This is a genomic window from Streptomyces yangpuensis (assembly GCF_024666385.1).
GTDB lineage: Bacteria > Actinomycetota > Actinomycetes > Streptomycetales > Streptomycetaceae > Streptomyces > Streptomyces yangpuensis.
Map to the genome: position 1 here is coordinate 2,207,942 of NZ_CP102514.1, position 23,799 is coordinate 2,231,740.

Consider the following 23,799-nt stretch of genomic DNA (forward strand, 5'->3'; position numbering starts at 1 on the left):
AGCCCTGCAAGAGTTTGCGCAAGAGATTGCAGGATTGTTTCCGAGGTGTGTCCTCCCGAACAGACCCGACCGACACCAACAACTCAACCCCATTTCCTGCCATTTGATGCCGAGCCAGACCGGCCGGGGCCGGCAGGCGGGCGGGGGTGCAGGCGGGCAGGGACGGTGGGAGCAGACGGCCGGGGACACAGGCGGGCAGGGGGCGGGATCCACTCGGGCGGCGGCCAGAGAGGGTATGGGGGTCTCCCGTCAGTCCCATCGTCTCTCCGTGTCGTGCCGGTCCCTCAAGGGCGCTCCTTCGTCGCGTCGCTTCGCGAGGGCCTTCGGCCCCCCTTGACCGACCGTCCCGCCCCGGAAATCCGAAAGACTGCCGGGAAACCCCCAAAGGAACGGGCCGGGGGCAGAAAGACACAGACGGGGCGGCCGGAAGGCCCGGGCGGAGCCCGGTGCGCCCCCGATCGCTACGCGCTCCTGCCCGACGGCGTCTGCAAGCCCCTTGGGCTGGACATAGGCCGCCATCGATCGCTACGCGCTCCTGCCGGAAGGCGTCTGCAAGCCCCTTGGGCTGGACATAAGCCGCATATACCTTCCTTCACGGACGGCGCCTGCGGGCTGCCGGGGGCTGGAAAAGCGGTAGATGACGGCTGAGGCGAAGCCGATCCGGGCCTGGGAGGGTGTGCGCCTCAAAGAGCCGTCAATATGCCCCAATTACCCTGGTCTGGACGCACGGATGGGATCTCACAGTGGCCCAGACGGGGGTGGAGTTCGGCTGAGCCGATGGATTGGCCTTCGGCCCTCCCATTCGCCCCGATCAGCCCCAGACTGGGGGCGGACGCCGTCTTCGAGGAGCGCGTAGCGATCGATGGCGGCCTATGACCGGCCCAAGAGGCTCGCAGTCGCGTGATCGAGAAGCGCGTAGCGAATGTGGGCGGCTTGTGACCAGCCCACGGGGCTCGCAGACGCCTTCTGGCAGGAGCGCGTAGCGATCTGGGGCGTACCGGGCTTCGCCCGCGCAGGGCACCGCCCCTTAAGTGTCTTTCTGCTCCCGGCCCGTTCCTTTGGGGGTTTCCCGGCAGTCTTTCGGATTTCCGGGGCGGGACGGTCGGTCAAGGGTGGAGCGCAGCGACATCGCGAAGCGACGCGACGAAGGAGCGCCCTTGACGGACCGGCACGACACGGAGAGACGATGGGACTGACGGAAAACCCCCATACGCGTCACTGATGCCGCCCGCGTGGATCCCGCCCCCACCACCACCCCGCACCGTCGAAGCCGCCGCCCCTCACGGCTCCCGCTCCCCCGCACCGCCCCGTCGGCTGCCGCCGTGCCCCGACCACACCACGCCCGGAGGGCGGGGCCGCGGGGGTGGCCCCGCCCCGCCCCTCTACCCCGGCACCTGTCCCGTCGAGCCGCGGACCACCAGTTCCGGCTGGAAGACGTACTCCGTGCGCTGGACCGGGGTTCCCGACACCGCCTCCAGCAGGGCCCCGACCGCGGCCGTCGCCATCGCCCGTACCGGCTGGCGGACCGTCGTCAGCGGCGGGTCCGTGAAGGCGATCAGCGGCGAGTCGTCGAATCCGACGACCGACACGTCCTCCGGCACCCGCAGGCCCCGCTCGCGCACGGCCCTTATCACCCCGAGCGCCATCGGGTCGCTGCCGCACACGATGCCGGTGCAGCCGCGGTCGAGGAGGGCGCCGCCCGCGGCGTGCCCGCCCTCGACCGTGAAGAGGGTGCGCTGGATCCGCCCCTCGGCCTCGGCATCCGGGACGACGCCGCGGAAGCCCTGCTCCTTGCGGGCCGAGGGCACGTACCGGGTCGGCCCGATGGCCAGCCCGATCCGTTCGTGCCCGAGGTCCTGCAGGTGCCGTACGGCCATCTCGGCGGCCGCCCGGTCGTCCGGGGAGATGAAGGGGGCGTTCACCTGCTCGTTGAAGCCGTTGATCATCACGAACGGCAGTCCGCGGGAGGCGAGGCGCTGGTAGCGGGCGGGGTCCGCGTGCGCGTCGGCGTGCAGCCCGGACAGGAAGACGATGCCGGTGACGCCCCGCGCCTCCAGCTGCTCCACCAGCTCGTCCTCGGTGGCCCCACCGGGGGTCTGCGTGCACAGCACCGGCGTGTAGCCGTGCCCGGCCAGGGCCTGCTCGATGACCTGCGCGAACGCCGGGAAGATCGGGTTGGTGAGCTCCGGGATCAGCAGTCCGACCAGGCCGTTGCTGCGGCGCTTGAGCCGCACGGGCCGCTCGTAGCCGAGCAGGTCCATCGCGGCCAGCACCTTGTGCCGGGTGCCGGCCGCGACGCCCGACTTCCCGTTGAGCACACGGCTGACGGTCGCCTCGCTGACCTCGGCCTGCGCGGCGATGTCCGTCAGCCGGAGGGGGGAGGTCACCCCGACGTCACCTGCCACCACACCGTGGTGTCGGCCGGCAGCACGCCGTCCTCGACCGTCGCGCCGCTGGACAGCAGGGCCTCGCCGGTGACGGGGAACCGCACCGCCGAGCCGGTGGTGTTCGCCGCGCAGAGGAAGTCCCCGCGACGGAAGACCAGGACGCCCGCGGGGGCCTCCTGCCAGTCCACCGACTCGCCCGCGCCCAGGTCCGGGTGCTCGTGGCGCAGCCGCAGGGCGGCCCGGTACAGCTCCAGGGTGGAGGAGGGGTCGCCGGTCTGCGCCTCGACGCTCAGCTCGGCCCAGGAGTCCGGCTGCGGGAGCCAGCTGCCGCCGGTGCCGAAGCCGTACGGGGCCTGCGTACCCGACCACGGGATGGGCACGCGGCAGCCGTCGCGGAAGCCGTCCTGTCCGGCCGCGCGGAAGAACGACGGGTCCTGGCGGACCTCGTCCGGCAGGTCGGTGACGTCGGGCAGGCCGAGCTCCTCGCCCTGGTAGACGTACGCCGAACCGGGCAGCGCCAGCATCAGCAGGGTCGCCGCGCGGGCCCGTCGCAGACCGAGCTCGCGGTCGCCGGGCTCGCGCAGCTGGGTGCCCAGGCCGGCGGGGTTGGCGTAGCGGGTGGCGTGGCGGGTGACGTCGTGGTTGGACAGCACCCAGGTGGTGGGGGCGCCGACGGGGCGCATCGCGGCCAGCGAGCCGTCGATGACCTCGCGCAGGGCGTCCGCGTTCCAGTCGGCCGTCAGGTACTGGAAGTTGAAGGCCTGGTGCATCTCGTCGGGGCGCACGTAGCGGGCGGTGCGTTCGACGGTCGGGGTCCAGGCCTCGGCGACCAGGACGCGGTCGCCCTCGTACTCGTCGAGGATCCGGCGCCAGGAGCGGTAGATCTCGTGGACGCCGTCCTGGTCGAAGAAGGGCATGACGTCGTTGCCGAGCAGCTTGAGCTGGTCCCTGGCGCCGAGGTCGGGCAGGCCGGGTGCCTTGACCAGGCCGTGGGCGACGTCGACGCGGAAGCCATCGGCGCCGAGGTCGAGCCAGAACCGCAGGATGGAGCGGAACTCGTCCTGGACGGCCGGGTGCTCCCAGTTGAAGTCGGGCTGCTCGGGGGCGAAGAGGTGCAGGTACCACTCGCCGTCCGCGACCCGGGTCCAGGCGGGCCCGCCGAAGATCGACTCCCAGTCGTTGGGCGGCAGTTCGCCGTTCTCGCCCTTGCCGGGACGGAAGTGGAAGCGTTCCCGCAGCCGGGACCCGGGACCTTCGCGCAGCGCCTGCTTGAACCATTCGTGCTGGTCGGAGCAGTGGTTCGGGACGAGGTCGACGATGATCCGCAGGCCCAGGCCGTGGGCTTCGCGGATCAGGGCGTCGGCGTCGTGCAGGGTGCCGAACATGGGGTCGATGGCCCGGTAGTCGGCGACGTCGTAGCCGGCGTCGGCCTGCGGGGAGGCGTAGAAGGGGCTGAGCCAGACGGCGTCGACGCCCAGCTCCTTGAGGTGGGGCAGGCGGCTGCGGATGCCTTCGAGGTCCCCCATGCCGTCCCCGTTGGAGTCGGCGAAGCTGCGCGGATAGACCTGGTAGATCACCGCGTCTCTCCACCAGCCGGGCGTGGTGCCGGTGGCGGTGGGAAGTGCGTCGGCGAGGTGCTGGGTCATGTCGTCCTTGGAGAGGTCGGGCCGGGAGGTGGAACGGGCAGGCTCGGGTGGTCAGCCCTTGGTGGCGCCTGCCGTCATCCCGGCGACGAGGTGACGCTGGGCGAAAACGAAGAAGATCGCCGCGGGGATCGCGATGAGGACCGAGGCGGCGCTCATCGCACCCCAGTTGGAGGTGTACTGGGTGACGAAGGTCTGCAGACCGCCGGCCAGGGTGAGGTTCTCCTCGCCGACCATGAAGGCGGAGGCGTAGGCGACCTCGCCCCAGGCGGTGATGAAGGCGTAGAAGCCGGTGACGGCGAGTCCGGGCTTGGCGAGCGGGAGGATCAGCCGCCAGAAGGTGCCGAACGGGTTGAGTCCGTCGACGCGGCCGGATTCGTCGATCTCGACCGGGATGGTGTCGAAGAAGCCCTTCATCATCCATGCGCAGAACGGCACGGCGATGGTGAGGTAGGTGATGATCAGGCCGACGGGCTGGTTGAGCAGCCCGAGCTGTCCCATCAGGTTGTAGAGCGGGACGATCAGGATGGCCATGGGGAACATCTGCGTGATGAGCAGGGTCCACATGAGCGGCTTCATGCCGGGGAACTTGAACCGGCTGACCGCGTATCCGGTGGTGGCGGCGATGAAGACACCGAGGACGGTGGTCACGCCGGCGACCAGGACGGAGTTGAGGAACCAGTCGAGGAAGTGGCTCGACTCCAGCAGGTACGTGTAGTTGCTGAGCGTGGGTTCCTTGACGAAGTCCGTGGTGATCGCGTGCTGCGCGGGCTTGAGCGAGGTCAGCAGGATCCACAGGACCGGGAAGACGGCGATGACGGAGGCGACGACGAGGGTCGCGTGCAGGCCGACGGAGGCGAGGGGGGAGCGGCTGCCCCGGGTACGCGTGCTGGTCATGGTCACCACACCTCTCCCTGCTTGCGCAGCGAGCGCCGGTAGACCAGCGCGAAGATCATGAGCAGCAGGAGGATCAGTACGCCCCACGTCGCGGAGACGGCGAAGTCGCGCGGGCTCGTGATGAAGGCCTCCCGGAAGGCCTGGGTCACCAGGATCTCGGTGGAGTCTCCCGGTCCGCCCCGCGTCAGCAGGAAGATCACCGGGAACATGTTGAAGGTCCAGATGGTGGAGAGCAGGATCACCGTCATGCTGACCGTGCGCAGCCCGGGCAGGGTGATGTGGCGGAAGCGCTGCCAGGCGCTGGCGCCGTCCATCTCGGCGGCTTCGTAGAGCTCGCCGGGGATGGACTGCAGGCCGCCGAGGAGGGCGACCATCATGAAGGGGATGCCCAGCCAGACGTTGACGGCGATGACCGAGAACTTGGCCCAGGTCGGGTCGTCGAGCCACGGCACGGCTGCGATGCCGCCGCCGTCGAGGACCTTGTTGAGGATGCCGTTGTCGCGGTTGAAGAGGAACCGCCAGGCGAAGACGGAGACGAAGCCGGGCACGGCCCAGGGCAGGATGAGGGCCATCCGGTAGGCGGCGCGGCCCCGGAACTGCCGGTTCAGCATGTTGGCGAGGGTCAGTCCGAGCACGAACGTGATGGACACGCACGCGACGGTCCAGATCACCGTCCACACCAGCCGCTGCAGGAACACCGGGTCGCCGAGCACCGCCGTGTAGTTCTCGAGTCCGATGAACTCGTACGTGGCGTCGATGTGGCGGGCGCCGATGTCACGGGCGACGTTGCGCTCGTTGGCGTCGGTCAGCGACAGGTAGACGCCGCGGACGAGCGGCCAGCCGATGATCACGCCGAGGACGAGCACCACCGGGGCGACCATGGCCCAGGCGTACCAGTGGGTGGCGAGGGCGTGCCTCAGGCCGCCCTTTCTCCGTGCGTTCCCTGTGTTCCCGCTGTCAGTCCAGCGGCTCCGGCCGCGGACGGCGGAGTCGTTCCCGACTCCGTCGTCCGCGGCCTTCACCACAGACTGGCTGGTGTCAGCAGCCATCGTTTCGTTACTTCCAGCCCTTGAGGATCTTGCGGAACTCGATACCGGCCGCCTTGGCCGCGTCCTCCGGGCTCGAAGCCCCGGTGATCGCCTTGGTGTATTCGACCTTCAGCGGCTCGAAGAGGGAGCCGTTCTCGGGGATCCAGGCGCGCTCGACGGCCTTGTCCACGGCCGGCTTGAAGAACGCGACCATCTCGCTGCTCTTGACGTCCGGCTGCTCGTAGGCGGCGGTACGGGTCGGCAGCAGGCTCAGCTCCTTGGCGGACTGGACCTGGACCTCCTGCGAGGTCATGTACTCGACGAAGGCGTGCGCGGCGGCGCGGTTCTTCGAGCCGGCGTAGACGCCGAGGTCGTGGCCGCCCTGCGGGGCGCCGGCCTTGGCCGAGCCGGCCGGGACGGCGGCGATGCCGAGGTTGGCCTTGTCCTTGAACTGGTCGCCGGCGTAGGTGTCGGCGACGGCCCACGGACCGTTGATCATCATGGCGGCCTCGCCGGTCTTGAAGGCCGTCTGCATGTTGGCGTAGCCGTCGGTGGCGTTGGTGACCGCGGCGCCGGAGGCGACCAGGTCACGGGCGGTCTTGAAGGCCTTGACGCCCGCCTCGTTGTCGACGGTGACCGTCTTGTTCTTCGCGTCGACGAGGTCGCCGCCCTCGCCGTAGATCAGCGGGAGGAACCAGTACGAGTCGTCGCCGCGCAGGTAGAGGGCGGCCTTGCCGGTCTTCGCCTTGATCGCCTCGGCGGCGGTCTTCAGCTCGGCCAGCGTCTTGGGGGGCTGGACGCCGGCGTCGGCGAGCATCTTCTTGTTGTAGAAGAGGCCGAGGGTGTCGATGACCTGCGGCACGGCGTAGGTCTTGCCCTCGTACTTGCCGCTGGCCGCGGCCTGCGGGAGGAACTCGGCGTCGACCTTCTTCGCCATGTCCGCCGGGACCTCGTCGAGGTAGCCGAGGGAGGCGAAGTCCGCGACCCAGCCGACGTCGGCGCGGATCACGTCAGGCGCGTCGGAACCGCTGCTGAAGGCGTTCTTGACCTTGTTCTGCGCGTCACCGTACGGAACGTTGACGTACTTGACGGTCACCTTCGGGTGCTTCGCGGTGAAGCCCTCGGCGATCTTCTGGAAGCTCGCCTTCTCGGCGTCATTGGCGGTGTCCCACCACGTGACCGTGCCGGAAAGCTCGCCGCCTGCGTCGGTCCCGCCGTCGCCCTTGTCGTCACCGCCGCAAGCCGTCGCCGCGAGCGCCAGGGCCGCGACCAGCGCGGTGGCCGCTATGCCACGCCGCATATGAACTCCTTCGATGATCCCGGCCGCGCCCTCGCGGTCCCGAGTTGCCAGGAACGTAACAAGACTGAAAGAGGACCGAAAGGCCTTGCGCAAACTTTCTGCAAGCGGAGGCGATCGTTACATCCGTGTGTCCGGACGGTTGCCGCAGCTTGCTGTTAGTTCGAGTCACCTTCGACTGCCCGGGCCCGCAACCAGGGGGCATGCAGTCGCGTTGACCCCGATATGACCCATGAGTCGACGGCCGTCGGCCTTGCAAGCGCTTACAGCAACGCGACGACTGCGAGCGGTGACTGGTGGCGTGATGCCGTCATCTACCAGGTGTACGTGCGCTCCTTCGCCGACAGCGACGGCGACGGGATCGGCGACCTGCGCGGCGTCCGCTCCCGCCTCCCCCACCTCGCCCGCCTCGGGGTCGACGCGGTGTGGCTCACCCCGTTCTACGTCTCCCCGCAGGCGGACGGCGGCTACGACGTCGCCGACTACCGGGCCGTCGACCCGCTCTTCGGGGACCTGGCCGACGCCGACGAGCTCGTCCGGGCCGCGCACGCGCTCGGACTGCGGGTCATCGTGGACGTGGTCCCGAACCACACCTCGGAGCAGCACCCGTGGTTCCGGGCGGCCCTCGCCGGCGAGCCGGGGGCGCGGGAGCGCTACCTCTTCCGCCGCGGGCGGGGCGCGGAGGGGGAGCTCCCGCCGAACGACTGGGAGTCGATCTTCGGCGGCCCCGCCTGGACGCGGGTCGCGGACGGCGAGTGGTACCTGCACCTGTTCGCGCCCGAGCAGCCGGACCTCGACTGGACCCACCCGGAGGTCATGGCGGAGTTCGACTCGGTCCTGCGCTTCTGGCTCGACCTGGGCGTGGACGGGTTCCGCATCGACGTCGCACACGGCATGGTCAAGGCGGACGGCCTGCCGGACATCGGGCGCGGCGCCCAGGCCACGCTCATCGGCAGCGAGCCGCTGCCCTTCTTCGACCAGGACGGGGTCCACGCGATCCACCGCGCGTGGCGGCGCCTCCTCGACTCCTACGAGGGGCCACGGCGGCGCATCGGGGTCGCCGAGGCCTGGGCCCCGTCCTCGGAGCGGCTCGCCCTGTACGTCCGCCCGGACGAGCTGCACCAGGCGTTCAACTTCCGCTTCCTGACGTGCCCGTGGGATCCGGAGGCGATGCGCACCGTCATCGACGAGTCCCTGGCCGCCACCACGGCGGTGGGCGCCCCCACCACCTGGGTCCTGTCGAACCACGACGTGGTCCGTCACGTCACCCGCTACGGCGGCGGCCCCCGGGGCCTGGCCCGGGCCCGCGCGGCGGCCCTCCTGATGCTGGCCCTCCCCGGCTCGGCCTACCTCTACCAGGGCGAGGAACTGGGCCTCCCCGAGGTCACGGACCTCCCCGCCACAGCCCGCCAGGACCCGGCCTTCCGCCGCGGCCGCCGTCAGCCCATCCCCACCCCCCGCCCGGAGCCCGATCCGCAGCCCGCGCCAGGTACCCGGCCCGCGGCCGAAACCGGGCCCGTCCCGGAGGCCGCCCCGCAGACCGCGCCGCAGGCGCCCGAGACCACAGGGCCGGAGGCCCGGACGCACACCCGGCCCGCGGCCGGAACCAGGCCCGTCCCGGAGGCCGCCCCGCAAACCGCGCCGCAGGCGCCCGAGACCACCGGGCCGGAGGCCGGGACGCACACCCGGCCCGCGGCCGAAACCAGGCCCGTCCCGGAGGCCGCCCCGCAAACCGCGCCGCAGGCGCAGGTATCCACCCGGCCGGAGGCCGGAGGCGGGGTCCGGCCGGAGGCCGGGAGCGGGGACGGGCCGGAGGCCGAATCCGGGGGCGGGGGCGACCCCGGTCTGCCGACCGCGCCGGAGGCGGAAGGGCAGGACGGGCTGCGCGACGGCTGTCGCGTGCCCATCCCCTGGGCCGGGGCGGAGCCCCCCTACGGCTTCGGGCCCGCCGGCAGCTGGCTGCCGCAGCCCGACGCCTGGGCCGGGCTCAGCGTCGCCGCCCAGACCGGCGACCCCCACTCCACGCTGGAGCTCTACCGCGCCGCCCTCGAACTCCGCCGCGCCCTCCCCGGCCTGGGCGCCCCCGAGGCCGGCGGGCCCGCCGACCCCCGCGGGATGCGCTGGCAGTCCGCACCCGACGGGGTCCTCCTCTTCACCCGCCCCGGCTTCGCCTGCACCCTCAACACCCGCCCCGACCCCGTCGAACTGCCCGCGCCCGGCCGCCCCGTACTCTCCAGCGCCCCCGTGGAGACGGACGGCCGCACCGTCCGCCTGCCCGCGGACTCCTGCACCTGGTGGACCCCGTGACGCCCCCGCCCCGGGCCGAGCCCGAGCCCGGGTTCGGGCCCGGGCCCGGACCCGCTCCACCGCATCCGCACGCGCACGCGAAACCCGTACGCAAACCCGGACGTCTCACTCCGCGCACCCAGGTTCCTAGGTGACACGGCGACCGGTAGAGTCCCATCCCGTGACCGCACGGCTAGCCGACATCGCAGCCCAGGCGGGGGTCAGCGAAGCCACAGTCAGCCGCGTGCTCAACGGCAAGCCCGGTGTGGCCGCGGGCACCCGCGAATCCGTGCTGGCCGCCCTCGACGTCCTCGGCTACGAGCGCCCCGTACGGCTGCGCCAGCGCAGCGCCGGCCTCGTCGGCCTCATCACCCCCGAGCTCGACAACCCCATCTTCCCGGCGCTCGCCCAGGTCATCGGCCAGGCCCTGACCCGCCAGGGGTACACGCCGGTCCTCGCCACGCAGACACCCGGCGGGTCCACCGAGGACGAGCTGACCGAGATGCTCGTCGACCGCGGGGTCTCCGGGATCATCTTCGTCTCGGGTCTGCACGCCGACACCACGGCCGACATGGGCCGCTACGACCAACTCCGCGGGCAGGGCGTCCCCTACGTCCTGATCAACGGCTTCTCCGACAAGGTGCAGGCCCCCTTCGTCTCCCCCGACGACCGCGCCGCGATGCACCTCGCGGTCACCCACCTCACCGCGCTCGGCCACACCCGCATCGGTCTCGCCGTCGGACCGAAGCGGTTCGTTCCGGTCCTGCGCAAGATCGAGGGCTTCCGGGCCGGCATGAAGGAACGGCTCGGACTCGACGAGGCCGAGATCGAGGAACTGATCCAGCACTCCCTCTACTCGCTCGAAGGCGGCCAGGCCGCCGCCTCCGCGCTGATCTCACGCGGCTGCACGGCGGTGGTGTGCGCGAGCGACATGATGGCGCTCGGCGCGATCCGGGCGGCCCGCCAGCAGGGGCTGCGGGTCCCGCAGGACGTCTCGGTCGTCGGTTTCGACGACTCCCCGCTCATAGCGTTCACCGACCCTCCGCTGACCACCATCCGCCAGCCCGTGCAGGCGATGGGACAGGCGGCGGTCCGGACGCTGCTGGAGGAGATCGGCGGTACGCCGGCCCCGCACAGCGAGTTCGTGTTCCTGCCGGAACTGGTGGTGCGCGGCTCCACCGCCTCGGGCCCCGGGCAGCGCCGCACCCCGAGTCGTACCTGAGTCGTACCTGAGTCGGACCGGCTGCGCCGAAGACCGTACCGAGGGATGATCGAAGGCGAGAGCTCATCTGGCAGACTCTCTCCCCATGGGTGAATCGAGCGTGAAGACACTGGAAACCCGGACGGACGTCTCCTCACCCGTAGTGGTCGAGACCGAGACCCGCCCGGAGTCCGACCGCGCCCTGCTCCCCCGGCTGCGCGCCCCGCGCCGGCCGCGGATCTGGTTCGAGATCCTGCTGATCGCCGTCAGCTACTGGACCTACTCGCTGATCCGCAACGCCGTGCCCGAGCAGAAGTCGATCGCCCTCGCGAACGCCGACTGGATCTGGGAGGCCGAGAAGACCCTCGGCATCGCCGTCGAGCAGTCGGTCAACCACGCCGTCAACTCCGTGACGTGGCTGATCGTGGGCATGAACTACTACTACGCCACGCTCCACTTCGTCGTGACCATCGGTGTGCTGGTGTGGATCTACCGCCTCCACCCCGGGCGGTACGCGGCCACGCGCCTGGTCCTCTTCGCCACCACCGGCGTGGCCCTGGTCGGCTACTACTTCTACCCGCTCGCGCCGCCCCGGCTGATGAACGGGCAGAACTTCATCGACACCGTGCTGGTTCACCACACCTGGGGCTCCATGGCCTCCGGAAACCTCAAGCAGATGTCGAACCAGTACGCTGCGATGCCGTCCATGCACATAGGGTGGTCGCTGTGGTGCGGCCTGACGATCTTCGCGGTCGCCTCGGCCCCCTGGGCACGGATCCTCGGCCTGCTCTACCCGACGGCGACCCTCGTCGTCATCGTCGCCACCGCCAACCACTTCTGGCTCGACGCCGTGGGCGGCATGATCTGCCTGGCCTTCGGCTACGCCGTCTCGCGCAGCTGGTACGGCTCGATGCCGCACCGCCTGCCGCGCCACCCCCAGCACACGGGCCCGCACCCGGCGTCGGAACTCCTCAACCGGGTCCGCACCCGCCGCTAGGGGGCGCTCCCTGCTGTCGGGGGCGGGGGCCAGGGTCTCGGCGACGACGACCAGCAGCAGGAGACCCCCACCATGCCGTCAGGGCACGCGCAGCACATGCAGCACATGCAGCAGGAGACCGCCCGGACCCGGCCGACGGGACCGACCGGGCCGAGGCCACTGGCGCCGATCCCCTTCGACGTCGAGGCGGTCTTTCCCGAGCTGACCGGTACGGCCCGCGAGGTGACCCTCGTCTACCCCCGGGCAGGGGAACCGGGCCCCGGCGACAGCTCCATCGGCGGGCCGCTGCTGTGGCCGGCCGACGAGCCCTGGCCGATGTGCGCCGAACCGGACCACTACAAGCCGCTCGGCGCGCCCGTCGGCCCCGAGCCGGTCGCCATGGTCCCCGTGGCCCAGCTCTACGCACGGGACGTCCCCGGCCTCGCGGCCTCGGCGGGATGTACTTCTTCGTCTGCCGCACCTGCCCGGACACCCCGTACGCCCACCGCTACGACTGCTGAGCCCGGCCCGCCGCGATCCGTGCCAGGGCCTCGGTGAGCGTGCGGACGTAGGCCCGGTCGGCGAGGATCCGTACGTTCTCCCAGGGCTGGGTGAGCCGTTCCTCCCGGGCCAGGATCCGGCGCAGGAGGGGGACGGCCGCGGCGGCGGGGGCACCGATCTCCCCGAGGCGGCGCACCGCCTCCTGCACCGGCACGTCGGGCCGGCCCGTCCAGGCCGGGTCCACCTCGGCGAGCAGCACCGGGACGGCCGGCTCCGGGTCGCGCGTGATCCGCCAGTACGCGTGCGCGGCGTACGTCCTGGTCCACGCTCCGGGCGACTCCATCAGGCGGCGCACGGGGGCTGCGTGTACGGCAGCCTGGGGGCCGAGGTCGGCGAGGAAGGGCAGGCCGTGGCTCGCCGTCCCGGACCGGACGGCCGCCCCGCACACGTCGAGGGCGAGGGTGGGGTCGCCGGTGACCTTCCAGTGCGCCCAGGCGGCGCGGCGCGGGTAGGGGCCGCCGGACCGGTGGTCGCGAGCGGTGGCGTACGCGGCCAGTCGGTCGGCCGTGGCGGCCGCGGGCGGGCCGATCCGGCCGAGGACGCGCATCGCGTCGTAGGCGAATGGGGTGTCGAGGCGCCGGGCCACGTCGCCCGCGGCGGGCGCGGCGGCGGCGCCGCAGAGCGCGAGGAGGTCGAGGGCGGTGGTGTTCCCGTGGTAGCCGTTGCCGTCGCGCCGCAGCTTGGTCAGCATGACCGCGGTCAGCTCGGCCGGGGGCAGGCCGGCCATGACACGGGCTTCCGGGCGGTTGAACGGAAGCCCGCCGTGCTCGGCGAGGCGGTGCAGGGCCGGGAGCGCCCTCAGGTCGCCCGCCCCCGCGAGGGCGAGGGCGCGCACGCCCACGCCGTGGCCGACGGCGGTCCCGAAGAGCCCCTGCTGTCGGCGGAGGTCCCGGGCGATCCGGTCGGCGTGCCGGGCGACGGCCGGGCCGGCCTGGACCAGCACCCGCTCGGCGCCGTAGCTCGGCCCCTCGCTACACACCGCGTCGACCACGGCGTCCCAGCACGCCGGATCCGGCCGCCGCTGCCGGAGTACGGCCTGGACGGCGGGATCCCGGCCGGTCACGCGGTGACGGCGTGCGCCACGAATCCGGCCCAGACGCCCGGCGCGACGGCGAGGCGCGCACCCTCGGGCCGCTTGGAGTCCCGGACGAGGACCGTGCCGGGGGTGTGGGCGACCTCGACGCAGTCAGGCCCGTCGTTGGTGCTGTAGCTGCTCTTCACCCACGTCAGCGCGGAGAGGCCCTCGCCGGACGGCTTGATGCTCATGTCTCCCCCAGAACTTTTTCGATGAACGACAGCGATTCGCGAGGCGTCAGAGCCTGTGCTCGGATCATCCCATAGCGCATGTCCAGGACCTGGACCTCTTTCGGTTCCGTGATCAAGCGACTGACCAGCTGCACTTCGTTGTGCCCGACTGTCGTTCCGTCATTGAGACGCATGACCTTGAACGATCCGGCGAGACCTGCATGCTCCTCGACGCAGGTGGGCATCACCTGGAGCTCAACATGCCGCAGACTACCCACCTCAAGCAGGTGTTCGAGTTGGCGACGCAGCACCATCTTGCCTCCGAGGGGCCTTCGAAGCACGGCCTCTTCCTGGACAACAGTCAGCAGCGGTGCGGGATCCCGGTGGATGACACCCTGCCGAGCCAGCCGTGCCGCGACCAGGCGCTCGACTTCGTTCTCGGAGAAGGCCGGCCGCCTCACGCCGTAGAGGGCACGCGCATACTCCTCGATCTGGAGCAGGCCAGACACCACGAAGGTGTCGTACGCCCCGATCTCAACGGCCTGGGACTCCAACTTGGCGAGATCCCGGACCTTCTTGGGGTAGCGGGCACTTTCGACATCGGTCTTCATCGCGGCGATTTTCCCGCCCGCCCCGAGGACCTCGTCCGCCTTGTCCAGGAACTCCGGGCGCGGAATACGGGCTCCGCGTTCGATCTTGTAGATCAGGTTCGCCCCGTATCCCATCCGCTCACCGAACTTGGCGCGGTCGAGCCCCGACGCCTCGCGCCACATCTTCAACTGGCGTCCCACCGTGGCGATGACCGCCCCGGATTCGTCCTCCGGGTCGAGTTCCCAGCTCGACTCGTCGGCGCCGTCCGTGTTCACATCCGCCTCCCCATGGACCGCGAGGACACCACGGGACCGCTCTGGACAGCCGTCGTACACAGCACCCTCAACTCTGTTCAGCGTACGCACGGATGGCCACGCTGAGTCACGTGAATCAGGAAATCTCCCTCGTCGCCACACTCCCCTCCACCCCGCGCGGCGCCCGCGCCGCACGTGCGCTCACGGTGGCCCAACTCGCGGAGCGAAAGCTTCCGTTCGAGGACGCGGCACAGGTCGTCGCCGAGCTCGCGGCGAACGCCGTGACCCACGGCCGGGTGCGCGGGCGGGACTTCCGCCTCGTGCTGCGGCTCGCGGCCGGGCCTACGCTCCGTATCGAAGTGTCCGACACTCGGCGGGAGTTCGGGCCGCCGCCGACCTGTGGCCTGCCGGACGCCGGGGCGGAGTCGGGGCGGGGGCTGGCCCTGGTGTCCGCGCTCGCCGCGCGGTGGGGAACGGACCACGGGCCGGCGCCATGGAAGACGGTGTGGGCGGAAATTGATGTGGCGGGTCCGATTTCACCGGATCGAGGTTTCCACGACCCGGTGGATCAGTATTCGGTGAAGCACGGCGTATAGACATGAGAGGACGGGGGGATATGACCTTCCATACCTCCCCCCTCCCCTCTCACCCGGGAGGGTGAATCACCCCAACCGGGCTGGCGCGCACGTCAATTCACCCGGCATTCTGACTCCCGACAACCCCATAAACGCATTCGGCCCCCGGCCGGGACTGGCATCCCGGGCGAGGGCCTGACCACAGCGGAAGAAGCACCTTCCCCATGGCTGATCAGCAGCTTAGCGCGCCTCCGCGCGTCCCGTCGGGAATCCGACACGTCAACCACGACCATCGCCGCGGCTACGTCAAAATCGGCAACCACCTCGCCCAGCACCGCGAGCTGAGCATGGCGGCGATCGGCCTGGCCACGCACATCCAGTCACTCCCGACCGGCGCCAAGGTGACCATCAAGGCCCTCGCCAAGCGCTTCCCGGAGGGCGAGGTCCGCATCGCCACCGCCCTGCGCGAGCTGGAGCGGCATGGCTACCTGGCCCGCGTCCGGGAGCGCCTCCCGTCGGGGCACGTCGTGACCTGCACGATCTCGTACAACAACCCGCCCGCGATGGCCGAGGCGGCCCGCGAGCGGCTGCTCGCACCCGACCCCCGGCCCGCCCCGGACTGGGCCCCGGAACCCGAACCGGAGCCTGAGCCGCATCCGGAGCCTGAACCGCATCCGGAGCCTGAACCTGAGCCTGATCCATCCCTGGAGGCCGGGGCCGGGGCCGGGGCCGCGCCCGGGGCACAGGCCAGGGCAGGGGCCGGACCGGGGTCCGGCGCCGAGCCCGAGGCCGGACCCGTCGTGTCCGGCGTCGAGTTGGAGGCGCGGGAACTCCTCGCCCGGCTGCGCCTGCGTGATCCGCGGCTGCTGCTGTCCGAGCGCGACACGGTACGGCTGGCGCCCGCCGCGGCCGAGTGGCTGGAGCGCGGGGTGACCCCCGGCGCCGTCACGGCGGCTCTCACGCACTCGCTGCCGACGCAGGCGATCCACTCCCCCGCCGCCCTGCTCGCCCACCGCTTGCGGGAACTGCGGCCGCCCCGCCTGCCGGACCCCTGGGCACCGCAGCCGCTGGGACCGGACCGCACCATCCACCCGCTCCGTACGTGCGACGAGTGCGAACGCGCCTTCCGCTCCCCCACCCCCGGCCGCTGCCGGAGCTGCGCCCCACCGGCGGCCGGGACGACGACCGCCGCCGACGCCGAAGCCGCATGAGAGCCGTACGCGTGGCCGCCGCGAGGTCGACGTAGGCGGTCGCGGCGCTCCGCCGCCTCGGGCGCTCACTCGCCCCCTCGCCGGCTTTTTCTTTCCTCTGCGTCATGCAGTACCCCTACCGCGGCCGAACCGGCCCGGCACCTGCAACCACCTGGAGGCACGAACACGCCGGGTCCACCGCGGGACCACTCGAAGGAATTACTCGGCAATTCCTCCGAAAGGGCGGCGGGCAATGCGGCGGCCGATGCGAGCGGTCGATGCGAGCGGTCGACGCGGGGCCCGCGGCCCTCGCCGGACGCCGCGCTCCGGCTCCCGGTTGCGTGACATGCGTCACGACGGGAACCTCGACGCCGGACGACTTCCCGGGCGTGCCACCCCATCGACATTTCGACATTTGTCCGTTTTGGATTCGACATTCCCCTCTCCTACGGGAACGGAATCGGCGCTACCGCCTTACCCGTCCCCTACTTCCCTGGTCACGGGCGCTCCTGAAAACGCATCACATGGTTGTGCCGGTGACCTGATCGTGACCATGCACGATCAACGGCCCGTTTCAAGCCGCGTGCCGAATCCCCCGGGCGAGCGCGAAACGGAAACTTGCCAGGCCAATGGCGGGCTTCTAAGAATGTCGACCATTCCGGCGTCCCGCAGTTCCGGCGCCGGAGGCTTCGCGATCACCGAATGAGGTTACGCATGCAGAAGCATCGGAAGAAGAAGCAGTACCGGAAAATAATCATCGGGGTCAGCGCTCTGGGAATCGTGGGTGTTCCCACGGCCGCCATGGCCTGCTTCGACTCGGACGGCGACGACACCGGCCGTACCCGTACCGTGAGCCACCAGGCGCAGCGCCCGTGGCAGTACGTCCCCACGGCCGACCCGAACACCGCGGTCCCGGTGGACGTCCCGACGACGCCGAGCAGCACCCCGGCGCCCGAGCAGCCGGCCGCGGAAGCCTCGCAGCCCGCCGCCCAGCCCCCGCAGGCGCAGCCCTCGCAGGCGCAGCCGCAGCCCGCGAAGCCGCAGCCCGCGAAGCCGCCGGTCACCAAGAAGCCGCAGGCGCCCCAGCCGCCGCAGACCTCGCCCGCGCCGGCCGCCTCCGGATCCGTCGCCGCCGTCCTCGCCCTGGTCAACCAGGAGCGCGCCGCCGCCGGATGCCCGGCCGTCACCCTGAACGCGAAGCTCACGAAGGCCGCGCAGGACCACAGCGCGGACATGGCCGCCCACAGCAACATGTCCCACACGGGCTCCGACGGCTCGGACGCGGGCACGCGCATCACCCGCGCCGGCTACGCGTGGCGCACGTACGGCGAGAACGTCGCCTACGGCTACAGCACGCCCGAGAAGGTCATGCAGGGCTGGATGAACAGCCCCGGCCACCGCGAGAACATCCTGAACTGCTCCTTCAAGGAGATCGGCATCGGCCTCGCCCAGCCCAACCACTACTGGACGCAGAACTTCGGCACGGCCCGCTGACGACGACGCGGAACGGCGGACCCCACGTGGGGTCCGCCGTCCGCCGTTCCGGGTCGGCCGGTCGTCAGAACCGGTACACCACTCCGCGCCAGGTCCAACCCGCGCCGAGAACCATGTCGCGCAGGGGGTTCTTCATGTCCCGCGAGTCAAAACGGAACGTCTCGACCTTGCGCCGTCGGCCGTCGGGCCCCTTCTCGTACGTCCACTCCCGGGCAACCCTGGGCGCCGGCCCGCTTCCGGACTCACGCGACACGGCCAACTTGGGCGGATCCCCGACCCACGTCACCTGCACTTGCTCGTCGAGAGTGCGCACTTCGCGCTGCAGGGGGACGAAGCGCATCCGGATCTTGAGTCTCAGCTCCACTTGCTTGCGGGAGAGGCCGGAGCCCGAGGCCGGCTTCAGCACCCGCCATTCCGCCACCAGGTCGGCCTTCTCCTTCGGGAAGGCATACCGGATACGGAACGGCACATCCTGGCCGTTGAGCGCAAGAAGTGCTTCCCGGAGCTCCATGGTCGGCCGCGGCGCGACACCACTGTCGGGGTAACGGGTGCCGGTGTACTTGTCCCAGAGGCGTCCCATCGTCAGCTCACCGCACCGTTGTCCGGGCGCACCGAACGTACGAAGTCTTGGAATTGGTGCAGGACTTCGCCGTGTTGGGCCGTGGTGGCAGTCAGGGCCAGACGGATCATCGCCCGCTTGTGCGGGTTCTCCGTGTCCACGAGGAACAGGTACACCTGGGACTGGAGGAGCTCGTGGCGGGCGCCGTCGGCCACGGCCGAGAAACTCAGCCGCTGGGTCAGGGCGGGCGCGTCCTCGGAACCGACCTCGCTGCGGTGGACCATCTCCACCGACTCGGCGAGCTCACGCAGTCGCTCCACCGACGCATCGGCGATCTCGGTCAGAGTCACCCCGTCCTTCGGGAACCCGCCGTCGATGGTGATGTTTGCGGTGAACCCGGCGCCCGGCCGGGAATGCACCGCGGCGAAAGCCACATCTGACACCCCGGCCCCCTCCGGTCGGGCCGGGAGCCACCCCTCTGGCAGCCGGAACTCGATCGGCACCGGCAGTACTGTGGGCATCTCCAACCTTCCCTTCACTGAGACATACGTAGGTCGATCAACCAGTCTCTGAAGTCGCCGACCGCGTCGCCGACCGCGTCGGCCGCGGCGCCGGCGGCCTCCTTCACCTTGGCAGGATCGACGGTGATCTCGAACCCCAGTGCGCCACCCCTCGGGAGGGAAGCACCCGCGTCGGCGTCGAACTTCCACACGCCCGTCGCCTCGTCGTGCTTCAGACCCGCCCATGCCTTGGCGCCGGGCCCGTTCCACCCCTCGGCAGTTCCGCCGATGCCGATCCCCGCATACTCCAGGCCCCCGGCGACACCGGCCTTCGCCCCGGCGAACGCCTTCACCCCCAGCGTGACCTCTTCCTTGGTCGCCTGGGCAGTGCCGCTCACCTCGCCGCCCGCGAAGCCCTCGAAACGCCCGTATGTACCGAAACGCCCGGTCTCGGCACGCCCCTCGGCCAGTGCCCGTAGTCCCACGGATCCCTCGGCTTTGGCGACGACGCCCTCGCCGGTGACGCCGTAGTTCGCGGTGCCTCTGGCACCCCCATAGACATCGGCTATCCCGGACAGCGCCCAGTCGCCCTTGGGCATCGATCCTTCCGCGGTCACATGGAAGAGATCGGCGTACGCCTTGACCGAGCCCTCCTTGCCGTACTTGACACCGCTGACGGTGAAGCCCACATCGGGCCCGGTCACCGTCACCCTTCCCTCGGGTCCGCCGGTCTTCGCAGGCGCGGCCTCGGGCTTCTCGAACCTCTTGAGGTCGCCCTCCGCATAGTTGTTGAACCCGGTGAGGGTCCGGTCCGCGCCGCTGCCCTTGCCGAGGGCGTCCCTGTTCGTGTCGACCACGGCCGTCGTGAGGGCGTCGTGGACGTGTTGGTCTGCGTCGTCGGCGGCCTTCACCCGGTCGTCGATGTGCTTCTGCCACTTGCCGACCGCCGTCCGAACGGCCTCCTGGCCGTCGGGGTCGTGGTGATAGGCACTGCGTTCGGCGGGTGTCAGCTTGGAGTAGTCGAATGCAACACGTCCCTGCTCCGAGACGGTCATGCCGGCGGCGATCGCGTCGTCGCGGGCACTCTCCAGCTTCTTCCTGAGATCCGTGATCAGCTCGTGCGCACCCCGTAGCAGGCTCGCGACGGCCTTGGCCTGGCGCTGCGCGGCGGCGTACTCGTACCGGGTCGCCGTGAACTTCACCCGCGCGGTCTGGACGCTGAGACCGGACCAGGTGTCACCCATGGTGATCTTCTGGACGGTGTCGCCGTAGTGGGTCTCGATCTTCTGCAGCTCGCCCGCCATCGCCTCCCACTTGGCAGCGGCCGTCGTCAGCAGGCTCAGATCCGTGGTCAGGATTTCGTAGTAGGTCAGCATCGGAACCCCCTACATCCGGCTCAGTTGCGACTGCGACGCGAACTGGTTGCCCAGGCCGATGTCGTTGCTCGCGAAAGAACCCGAGGCTTGGCGCAGGTCGTCCTTTTCCCCGGCGAGGCGACCCAGCAGGGTCGCGACCTGCTGGTCCCAGGTGTCCGCCACCTTCTTCAGGGCGGCCGCGGTCTGCCAGCCCTCGAAGCCTTTCCGGGCGGCCTCGGTGGCCTCGTCCGCGTCCCCGGCGTGCTTCTTGGTCTCGGGCTCCAGATAGGTCTGTATCGTGCCCGCCGCCGCGTTCTTCTCGGCGGGCGACGAGGCGAAGTCCGAGGCCCCGCCCCGAACGAACGGCCCGGACGGCGGCGGGGTCACGCCCGGGGCGTACGGCACCACCGACGGCGCGGTGGCACCCGGAGCGTACGGGCCCGACCGCGGACCGCTGTTCACACGCATGTCGACCTGCTGGTCCGGTATCGGACCTGCCGCGTCTGTCATTTCTGCGCCTCCCCCATGATCGGAGGCTGATCCTATGCAAACTGCGAAGGCACTTGCCAGGCACATCAGGTTCGTTGGGCGGCCTGGCCTCCGGAATCGGCTACCCCCCGTAGAACAGCTCCTCGACCACCGCGCGGGCGCGGCGGGTGATGCGGCGGTAGTCGTCCAGCAGCTCGCCGACCGTGCCTTCGGCGTAGCCGAGGTAGCGGCCCACGGCCGCCAGTTCGCGGGCCTCGGAGGGGAAGGTGTCCCCGGCGCGGCCCCGTACCAGCATCACCGCGTTGCGGACCCGGGTCGCCAGGACCCAGGCCTCGTCCAGGATCTGCGCCTCGTCGGCCGGGATCAGCCCGGCGGCGTGGGCGGCCGCGAGGGCCTCGCGGGTACGGGTGGTACGCAGGCCCGGCTCCGCCCAGGCGTGCCGCATCTGGATCAGCTGGACGGTCCACTCGACGTCGCTGAGGCCGCCGCGGCCCAGCTTGGTGTGCAGGGTCGGGTCGGCGCCGCGCGGCAGCCGCTCCGACTCCATCCGCGCCTTGAGGCGACGGATCTCCCGGACGGCGTCGTCGCCGAGGCCCTCGGCCGGGTAGCGCAGCGGGTCGATCAGCTCGATGAAGCGGCGGCCCAGCTCCTCCTCGCCCGCCACCGGCTCGGCCCTCAGCAGCGCCTGGCTCTCCCAGGTCAGCGACCAGCGCCGGTAGTAGGCGGCGTAGGAGGCCAGGGTGCGCACCAGCGGGCCGGAGCGGCCTTCGGGCCGCAGGTCGGCGTCGATGAGCAGCGGCGGGTCCGCGGTGGGCAGCTGGAGCAGCCGGCGCATCTCGGCGATGACGGTCTGGGCGGCCTTGGCGGCCTCCTGCTCGTCGACGCCCTCGCGGGGTTCGTGGACGAAGAGGACGTCGGCGTCGGATCCGTAGCCGAGTTCGTGGCCGCCGAACCGGCCGACGCCGATGACGGCGAAGCGGGTGGGCAGGGTGTCGCCGTAGTGCGACTGCACGGCGGCGCGCAGGGCGCCCGCGATGGTCGCGGCGGTGAGGTCGGAGACGGCCCCGCCGACCCGGTCGACCAGGGCTCCGTGGTCCTCCTCGGCCGGGCTGTCCTCCGTACCGTAGGAGCCGATGATGTCGGCCGCGGCGGTGCGGAACAGCTCGCGGCGGCGGACCCCGCGGGCGGCTGCGACGGCCGTCTCCGGGTTCTCGGCGCGGCCGACGGCGGCGAGGACCTCCTGGCGGAGGGCCTCGTACGTACGGGGCGCCAGGCCCTCGGGGTCGCCGAGCAGGGCCACCGCCTCGGGGGCCCGCATCAGCAGGTCGGGGGCGAGGCGTCCGGCGGACAGCACGCGGGCGAGGTTCTCGGCGGCGGCGCCCTCGTCGCGCAGCAGGCGCAGGTACCAGGGGGTCTTGCCGAGGGCGTCGGAGACCTTGCGGAAGTTCAGCAGGCCGGCGTCCGGGTCGGCGGAGTCGGCGAACCAGCCGAGCATCACCGGCAGCAGGGTGCGCTGGATGGCGGCTTTGCGGGTGACGCCGGAGGTGAGGGCTTCGAGGTGGCGCAGGGCCGAGGCCGGGTCGGCGTAGCCGAGGGCTTCGAGGCGCTGGCCGGCGGCGCGCGGGGAGAGCCTGGTCTCGCCGGGGGTGAGCTGGGCGACGGCGTCGAGCAGCGGCCGGTAGAAGAGCTTCTCGTGCAGGCGCCGCACGACGGAGGCGTGCCGGCGCCAGGCCTTGTTGAGCTCGGCGACGGGTTCGGTGCGCAGGCCCATGGAGCGGCCGAGGCGCCGCAGGTCGTGCTCGTCCTCGGGGACGAGGTGGGTGCGGCGCAGCCGGTAGAGCTGGATGCGGTGCTCCATGGCGCGCAGGAAGCGGTACGCGTCGTGCAGCTGGGCGGCGTCGGCGCGGCCGACGTAGCCGCCGGCGGCGAGGGCGTGGAGGGCGTCGAGGGTGGTGCCGGAGTGCAGGGTGGCGTCGCTGCGGCCGTGGACGAGCTGGAGCAGCTGGACGGCGAACTCGACGTCGCGCAGGCCGCCGGGGCCGAGCTTGAGTTCGCGGTCGACCTGCGCGGCGGGGATGTTGTCGACGACGCGGCGGCGCATCTTCTGGACGTCGGCGACGAAGTTCTCCCGTTCGGCCGCCTGCCAGACCAGGGGCGTTATGGCGTCGACGTACTCGGCGCCCAGGGCCGCGTCGCCGGCCACGGCGCGGGCCTTGAGGAGGGCCTGGAACTCCCAGGTCTTGGCCCAGCGCTGGTAGTAGGCCAGGTGGGAGGCGAGGGTGCGGACGAGGGGTCCGTTGCGGCCCTCGGGGCGGAGGTTGGCGTCGACGGGCCAGATGGTGCCCTCGACGGTGGTCTCGGAGCAGATCCGCATGAGGTGGGAGGCGAGGCGGGTGGCGGCCTGGATCCCCTTGCCCTCGTCGGTACCGCCGTTGGCCGCCTCCCCGACGAAGATCACGTCGACGTCGGAGACGTAGTTGAGCTCGTTGCCGCCGCACTTGCCCATCGCGATGACGGCGAGGCGGCACTGGGCCGCGTCCTCGGGGGCGGCGGCGGAGGCGATCCGCAGGGCCGCGCGGAGGGTGGCGGTGGCGAGGTCGGCGAGCTCGGCGGCCGTCTGGGCGACGTCGATGGTGCCGCAGACGTCGCGGGCCGCGATGGAGAGCAGGCAGCGGCGGTAGGCGACGCGCAGGGCGACGGGGTCGTGGGCGTCCGCGAGACCGCGTTCGAACTCGGGGAGTCCGGGGTGCAGGTCGGCGGCCTCGTACGTGACGAGGCCGAGCCAGTCGCGGGGGTGGCGGGCGAGGTGGTCGCCGAGGGCCTCGGAGGCGCCGAGCACGCCGAGGAGGCGGTCGCGCAGGGGTTTGGCGCTGACGAGGGTGTCGAGCAGCCCGGGCAGCTCGCCGTCCGGCTGCGCCTCGGCGAGCCGGACCAGCCCGCGCAGGGCCAGGTCGGGGTCGGCGGTCGCACCGAGGGCGTCGAGGAGGACCGGATCGTGGCGTACGGCGGCGAGCGCGTCGGTGTCGAGCAGCCGGGCGGCTGCGGAGGGGTCGGTGAACCCGCTGCGGAGCAGCCGGATGAAGGTGCTGCTCCTGCGTCCCGGGACCGTCATCCCGTCGCCTCCCGCGGTTGTCGCTGCCACTGCCGCTGTTACTGCCGCTGTTACTGCCCTGGCGTATCCGGGTCGAGCCTAGCCGGAGCAGGCGTTCGACTCACCGGGACGTACCATGGCGTGGATTATCGGATTATCTGAATACTTATGACGTGATGG

At 71.3% G+C, this 23,799-nt stretch carries 20 protein-coding genes; 7 read left to right on the plus strand and 13 right to left on the minus strand.

The window, feature by feature from the left end; genetic code table 11:
* Positions 1 to 1,382 precede the first annotated feature (1,382 nt).
* From NRK68_RS10140 to NRK68_RS10160, 5 genes are read right to left on the minus strand one after another with little or no spacing between them, the layout of a single operon-like run.
* Positions 1,383 to 2,387 carry a LacI family DNA-binding transcriptional regulator gene (locus tag NRK68_RS10140; RefSeq protein ID WP_257855622.1) on the minus strand — a complete coding sequence of 335 codons (1,005 nt, stop codon included), beginning with the start codon at positions 2,385 to 2,387 and terminating at the stop codon, positions 1,383 to 1,385.
* On the minus strand, positions 2,384 to 4,033 hold the full coding sequence (locus tag NRK68_RS10145; RefSeq protein ID WP_183065112.1) for a glycoside hydrolase family 13 protein: 1,650 nt from the start codon (positions 4,031 to 4,033) through the stop codon (positions 2,384 to 2,386). Before NRK68_RS10145 ends, NRK68_RS10140 begins: the two co-directional genes overlap by 4 nt.
* A gap of 51 nt (positions 4,034 to 4,084) precedes the next feature.
* On the minus strand, positions 4,085 to 4,927 hold the full coding sequence (locus tag NRK68_RS10150; RefSeq protein WP_037927691.1) for a sugar ABC transporter permease: 843 nt from the start codon (positions 4,925 to 4,927) through the stop codon (positions 4,085 to 4,087).
* A gap of 2 nt (positions 4,928 to 4,929) precedes the next feature.
* Positions 4,930 to 5,976 carry a carbohydrate ABC transporter permease gene (locus NRK68_RS10155; RefSeq protein ID WP_183065113.1) on the minus strand — a complete coding sequence of 349 codons (1,047 nt, stop codon included), beginning with the start codon at positions 5,974 to 5,976 and terminating at the stop codon, positions 4,930 to 4,932.
* 7 nt (positions 5,977 to 5,983) lie between these two features.
* Positions 5,984 to 7,255, minus strand: coding sequence for an extracellular solute-binding protein (locus NRK68_RS10160; RefSeq protein WP_030964908.1), 1,272 nt, complete (start codon positions 7,253 to 7,255; stop codon positions 5,984 to 5,986).
* A gap of 222 nt (positions 7,256 to 7,477) precedes the next feature.
* On the opposite strand from NRK68_RS10160, the gene NRK68_RS10165 reads away from it, so the two are divergent.
* From NRK68_RS10165 to NRK68_RS10180, 4 genes are all read left to right on the plus strand, one after another.
* Positions 7,478 to 9,559 (plus strand): alpha-amylase family glycosyl hydrolase, encoded by a 2,082-nt coding sequence (locus NRK68_RS10165; protein ID WP_257855623.1) that lies wholly within the window; start codon positions 7,478 to 7,480, stop codon positions 9,557 to 9,559.
* A 160-nt stretch (positions 9,560 to 9,719) separates the two neighbouring features.
* Entirely contained in the window at positions 9,720 to 10,760 is a 1,041-nt protein-coding gene (locus NRK68_RS10170) for a LacI family DNA-binding transcriptional regulator (protein WP_183065115.1), read from the plus strand.
* An 85-nt stretch (positions 10,761 to 10,845) separates the two neighbouring features.
* Positions 10,846 to 11,736, plus strand: coding sequence for a phosphatase PAP2 family protein (locus NRK68_RS10175; protein ID WP_183065116.1), 891 nt, complete (start codon positions 10,846 to 10,848; stop codon positions 11,734 to 11,736).
* A 72-nt stretch (positions 11,737 to 11,808) separates the two neighbouring features.
* Complete coding sequence (locus NRK68_RS10180; protein WP_257855624.1) at positions 11,809 to 12,273, plus strand: hypothetical protein; 465 nt, start codon at positions 11,809 to 11,811, stop codon at positions 12,271 to 12,273.
* On the opposite strand, the gene NRK68_RS10185 is transcribed toward NRK68_RS10180, so the two are convergent.
* The 3 genes from NRK68_RS10185 to NRK68_RS10195 are packed head-to-tail and all read right to left on the minus strand — an operon-like array spanning position 12,224 to position 14,387.
* Positions 12,224 to 13,339 carry a hypothetical protein gene (locus tag NRK68_RS10185; protein ID WP_257855625.1) on the minus strand — a complete coding sequence of 372 codons (1,116 nt, stop codon included), beginning with the start codon at positions 13,337 to 13,339 and terminating at the stop codon, positions 12,224 to 12,226. The genes NRK68_RS10180 and NRK68_RS10185 overlap by 50 nt on opposite strands.
* Entirely contained in the window at positions 13,336 to 13,542 is a 207-nt protein-coding gene (locus tag NRK68_RS10190; RefSeq protein ID WP_257855626.1) for a DUF397 domain-containing protein, read from the minus strand. Before NRK68_RS10190 ends, NRK68_RS10185 begins: the two co-directional genes overlap by 4 nt.
* Entirely contained in the window at positions 13,539 to 14,387 is an 849-nt protein-coding gene (locus NRK68_RS10195; protein ID WP_257855627.1) for a helix-turn-helix domain-containing protein, read from the minus strand. Before NRK68_RS10195 ends, NRK68_RS10190 begins: the two co-directional genes overlap by 4 nt.
* Positions 14,388 to 14,479: 92 nt before the next feature.
* Between NRK68_RS10195 and NRK68_RS10200 the strand changes: the two genes are divergently transcribed.
* From NRK68_RS10200 to NRK68_RS10210, 3 genes are all read left to right on the plus strand, one after another.
* Positions 14,480 to 14,962 carry an ATP-binding protein gene (locus NRK68_RS10200; protein WP_257855628.1) on the plus strand — a complete coding sequence of 161 codons (483 nt, stop codon included), beginning with the start codon at positions 14,480 to 14,482 and terminating at the stop codon, positions 14,960 to 14,962.
* A 203-nt stretch (positions 14,963 to 15,165) separates the two neighbouring features.
* The gene (locus NRK68_RS10205) at positions 15,166 to 16,152 is read left to right on the plus strand and encodes a helix-turn-helix domain-containing protein (protein WP_257855629.1); all 987 of its coding nucleotides are present in this window, start codon (positions 15,166 to 15,168) and stop codon (positions 16,150 to 16,152) included.
* Between the two features lie 693 nt (positions 16,153 to 16,845).
* Positions 16,846 to 17,625, plus strand: a complete 780-nt coding sequence (locus NRK68_RS10210; protein WP_257855630.1) for a CAP domain-containing protein — start codon at positions 16,846 to 16,848, stop codon at positions 17,623 to 17,625.
* Between the two features lie 64 nt (positions 17,626 to 17,689).
* Here NRK68_RS10210 and NRK68_RS10215 read toward each other — a convergent pair whose 3' ends face one another.
* From NRK68_RS10215 to NRK68_RS10235, 5 genes are all read right to left on the minus strand, one after another.
* Positions 17,690 to 18,205, minus strand: a complete 516-nt coding sequence (locus tag NRK68_RS10215) for a hypothetical protein (protein ID WP_183065122.1) — start codon at positions 18,203 to 18,205, stop codon at positions 17,690 to 17,692.
* A 2-nt stretch (positions 18,206 to 18,207) separates the two neighbouring features.
* On the minus strand, positions 18,208 to 18,627 hold the full coding sequence (locus NRK68_RS10220) for a hypothetical protein (protein WP_308296115.1): 420 nt from the start codon (positions 18,625 to 18,627) through the stop codon (positions 18,208 to 18,210).
* A 92-nt stretch (positions 18,628 to 18,719) separates the two neighbouring features.
* The gene (locus NRK68_RS10225; RefSeq protein ID WP_183065124.1) at positions 18,720 to 20,060 is read right to left on the minus strand and encodes a hypothetical protein; all 1,341 of its coding nucleotides are present in this window, start codon (positions 20,058 to 20,060) and stop codon (positions 18,720 to 18,722) included.
* A gap of 9 nt (positions 20,061 to 20,069) precedes the next feature.
* Positions 20,070 to 20,549 (minus strand): hypothetical protein, encoded by a 480-nt coding sequence (locus tag NRK68_RS10230; protein ID WP_220818591.1) that lies wholly within the window; start codon positions 20,547 to 20,549, stop codon positions 20,070 to 20,072.
* Between the two features lie 100 nt (positions 20,550 to 20,649).
* The gene (locus NRK68_RS10235) at positions 20,650 to 23,640 is read right to left on the minus strand and encodes a bifunctional [glutamine synthetase] adenylyltransferase/[glutamine synthetase]-adenylyl-L-tyrosine phosphorylase (RefSeq protein ID WP_257855631.1); all 2,991 of its coding nucleotides are present in this window, start codon (positions 23,638 to 23,640) and stop codon (positions 20,650 to 20,652) included.
* Positions 23,641 to 23,799 lie beyond the last annotated feature (159 nt).